The sequence below is a fragment of the uncultured Cardiobacterium sp. genome, assembly GCF_938028185.1.
Taxonomy (GTDB): domain Bacteria; phylum Pseudomonadota; class Gammaproteobacteria; order Cardiobacteriales; family Cardiobacteriaceae; genus Cardiobacterium.
In genome coordinates, this window is record NZ_CALJAH010000037.1 from 1 (window position 1) to 3374 (window position 3374).

Below are 3374 nucleotides of genomic sequence, written 5' to 3' on the forward strand. Positions count from 1 at the left end.
GAATAATATCAATGGAATCGTCGCAATCCCTTTGAGGCAGGGACAAGTTTTCAATAAGTAAAAAGAGTAAAACCTAACAGGGGTAATCGTCGCAATCCCTTTGAGGCAGGGACAAGTTTTCAATAAATCCCAAGAGATCGAGGAGAAGAGCGCGGAAAGGTCGCAATCCCTTTGCAGCAGGGACAAGTTTTTAATGCGAGGGGTGTTTTTCCTCCTTGTTTTCAATGGGTTGTGAAGGGCGTTTCCAACTTTTTCCCACGGGGAAAAGTTGGGCCTTCGGGCATTGTTTTTCTTCGGATTTTTCACGGGGCGTATTGTAGCGGTTTTCGCGGCGGGTTTCAGTAGGTATCCAGGCGGATACGTCCGGCTTTGCCGAGGCGGTCGCAGGTTTTCGCGCCGAGCAGTTCGTGCAGGGTGTCCAGCGCGCCCGCGCCGATTTTGTCCGCGCTGCCGCAGATGTAGATGACCGCGCCTGCATCCAGTTGGGCGTGCAGGCGTTCGCGTTGCGCGGCGAGGCGGTGTTGCGCGTATTCGCGGGTTGCGCCCCGGCTGTAGGGGCGGTCGAGCCAGGTGAGGATGCCGTCTTCCTGGTGTTTTTCGAGGCAGGCGGCGTAGATGCGGTCGTGGTCGGGGTCGCGTTCGCCGTAGATGAGCCAGTGTTGCAGGCCGTGCGCGCGCGCCGGGTAGCGCGCTTCCATGCGGGCGAGGATGCCGAGGATGCCCGCCAGTCCGCTGCCGCTGGCGATGAGGATGAGCGGGCGCGGCGCGTCCGGCAACTCTGCCGGGTGGTGGGTGAGGGCGCGCACTTTGACTTCGTCGCCGGGCTGGAGGGTTTCGGTGAGGTAGTGCGAGCCTGCGCCGGGGGTGCCGTCCGCGTGGGTTTGCAGGCGGATGATGAGGTCAAGTCCGCGGCTGCCGTCCGGGGCGATGCCAGCGACGCTGTATTGGCGGCGCAGTTCGTCTTTACCGTGCGGGATGGTGATTTCGATGAGCGCGGTGTCGGCGGCGAGCGCGGGGCAGTCCAGCCGCAGGTGGTACAGCGGCTGTTCGCTGTCCGGGTTGAGGCGGCTGCGGCTGAGGAGGACGGCGCGGGCGGCGGGTGGCTGCGCCGGGACGTCGAGCGTGGTGTGCAGGTGTTCGCCCAGTTGTTTTTGCCAGTAGGCAATGGTTTGCGGGTCGAGGTTGTCCACGGTGGTAACGGGGCTTTCGCGCACCGCGCCGAGGCGTTGCAGTTCGCCGTCAAGGTGGTAGCCGTAGGCGCAGTAGTGCGGGTAGCGTTTGTCGCCGAGGGCGAGCAGGTGGTAGCGGGTGTCGGTGAGCGCGGCGCCGGTTTTTTTCAGGCTGCGGCTGAAGCGGATGGCGTTGTCCGGCGGGTCGCCGTCGCCGGTGGTGCTGGCGATGAGGATGAGGGTTTTGCCGGCAAGGGCTTTCACCGGGTGGCGCGCGTGCCAGGCGTCAAGGCTTTGTGCGCGGGTGTTGAGGCCGTCCGCGAGGTGGTTGGCCAGCGTTTCTGCCTGGCCGCCCTGGCTGGCGTAGAGCAGGAGCAGGGCGCTGTCGTCGCTGGCGGTACGCGGGCGGCGTTGCCAGAGGTAGTAGAGCCAGTAGAGGGTTTGCGCGGCGATGAGGGTGTAGGCAAGGGTGGGGTTCATGGATTGGTGTGGTTTGGGTTGGCTGAGGTGGTTTGGGTTAAGTGGTGAGCGGGTTTACCCCCTCCCCCGCTGCGGACGCTGGCGCGTCTTGCGAGGGAGGGGGTATTCGGCAGTCAGTAATGGATGGCGAGCAGGATGATGATGAGCGGGAGGGTGATGCCGGTAGTCGTCCACAGCCAGGTGCTGCCGCGCTGTTTGCGGTAATAGACGAGCAGGGCGAGGCCGCTCAGCGCGACGAACAGGGTGAGGATGGCGAAGGCGTCCATGTAGAGCCGCCAGAAGGCGGGGGCGTGGCGGCCTTTGTGCAGGTCGTTGAGCAGGGCGATGATGCCGTTTTTTTGTTCGTGGTAGGCGACGGCGCGGGTTTCGCTGTCAATGGTGAGGCTGGCTTCGCTGCCCGGCCCCTGGTATTCGAGGATGATTTCCGGCGCTTCCACTTTTATCTGGTAGGCCTTGAGCGGGTACGGGCTGCGCTCGGCCAGCCAGGCAGTGAGCGCCGGGGCAAGGGCGGGCGTGGGCGCGTTCGGGTCGTCGCTCAGTTCGGGCAGCGGCAGGGTGTCCGGCAGGGTGTATTCCTGGTCGTTTTGCACGGGCTCCTGCTCGAACCATTTGCCGTGGTTGAGCATGAAGCCGGTGGCAGCGAAGAAGGTCAGGGTGGTGAGGATGAAGGCGCCGATGACCCAGTGGGCGAGGCGCATCAGGCGGAAGAAGGTTTGTTGCATGGTGCGGCGGGGTGGTGGAAAGCGGCAAAGGGTAAGCGAATGGGGCGGTTTTGCCAACCGCCCCTAATGGCGCCAGCGCCGCACCGCCTCATGCAACAGGGTATCGACCGGCATCGTCGTGCTCAGGCCGTCGCAGTCCTGTTGCAGATGGCGCAGCGCGGCAAGCAGGTTGGCGGCGGGGGTGGCGTCGTTGAGCGCGGGGGCGTGGTTCTGTTTGCTCAGTTTGCTGCCGTCGGCATTCAGCACCAGCGGCAGGTGCAAATAGCGGGGTTGCGGCAAGCCAAGCATTTGCTGCAATACCAGATGGATGGTGGTGGCGGCGACCAAATCCTGGCCGCGCACCACGTCGGTGATGCCTTGCAAGCCGTCATCGACAACGACGGCGAGGGCGTAGGCGATGTCGCCGTCGCGGCGGCGCAGCACTGGATCGCCAATCTCGCGCGCAAGGTCAAAGCGGCAGTCGCCGAGCCAGCGGTCGGCAAAGGCGACGGTATCGTCTGGCAGACGCAGGCGGATGGCGGCATCGGTTGGGGCGAGGTCGGTGAGCGGCTGGTCGCGGCAGTCGCCGGGATAGACGAGGCCGAGCGCGCCGTCATGCGCGCGGGCGTGCCACTGTTTGCGGCTACAGGTGCAGGGGTAGAGATGCGGGCGCAGTTGCGCCAGCGCGGCGTGGTAATCGGCGAGGTGTTCTGATTGCACGCGGATGTCGCCATCATGATGCAGGCCGTGCGCGCGCAGCGATTGCAATTGCGCCGCGATGTAGTCGGCGCGGCTGCGCGTGCGATCGACGTCTTCCACGCGCAGCAACCAGCGCCCGCCGTGGGCGCGCGCATCGAGGTAACTGCCGAGCGCCGCCACCAGCGAACCGAGATGCAAAGGGCCGCTGGGGGTGGGGGCAAAGCGGCCAATGTAGGGTTGTGTTTTCATGGCGACGTTAGGGGCTGTTTACAATTCGGCGGATAAGCCCCTCTCTCTTGCTTCGCAAGCAATGCTTGTCGCTGCG

Annotated in this window: 4 protein-coding genes; all 4 read right to left on the reverse strand. The window is 64.5% G+C overall.

Annotated elements, in window-relative coordinates; genetic code table 11:
- The coding region (locus Q0349_RS01375) for a hypothetical protein (protein WP_298078999.1) at positions 1-306 on the reverse strand (306 nt) is incomplete at its 3' end.
- Positions 307-338: 32 nt separating this feature from the next.
- Positions 339-1649, reverse strand: coding sequence for an NADPH cytochrome P450 oxidoreductase family protein (locus tag Q0349_RS01380; RefSeq protein ID WP_298079000.1), 1311 nt, complete (start codon positions 1647-1649; stop codon positions 339-341).
- 113 nt (positions 1650-1762) lie between these two features.
- Complete coding sequence (locus Q0349_RS01385; RefSeq protein WP_298079001.1) at positions 1763-2371, reverse strand: PepSY-associated TM helix domain-containing protein; 609 nt, start codon at positions 2369-2371, stop codon at positions 1763-1765.
- Positions 2372-2434: 63 nt separating this feature from the next.
- Positions 2435-3298: a tRNA glutamyl-Q(34) synthetase GluQRS gene (gluQRS, locus tag Q0349_RS01390; protein WP_298079002.1), complete on the reverse strand. Its 864-nt coding sequence runs from the start codon at positions 3296-3298 to the stop codon at positions 2435-2437.
- Positions 3299-3374: the final 76 nt, after the last annotated feature.

Coding starts and splice junctions, on each gene's coding strand:
- Q0349_RS01380 (WP_298079000.1), bottom strand. CDS start 1,649: ATGAACCCCACCCTTGCCTACACCCTCATCGCCGCGCAAACCCTCTAC.
- Q0349_RS01385 (WP_298079001.1), bottom strand. CDS start 2,371: ATGCAACAAACCTTCTTCCGCCTGATGCGCCTCGCCCACTGGGTCATC.
- gluQRS (WP_298079002.1), bottom strand. CDS start 3,298: ATGAAAACACAACCCTACATTGGCCGCTTTGCCCCCACCCCCAGCGGC.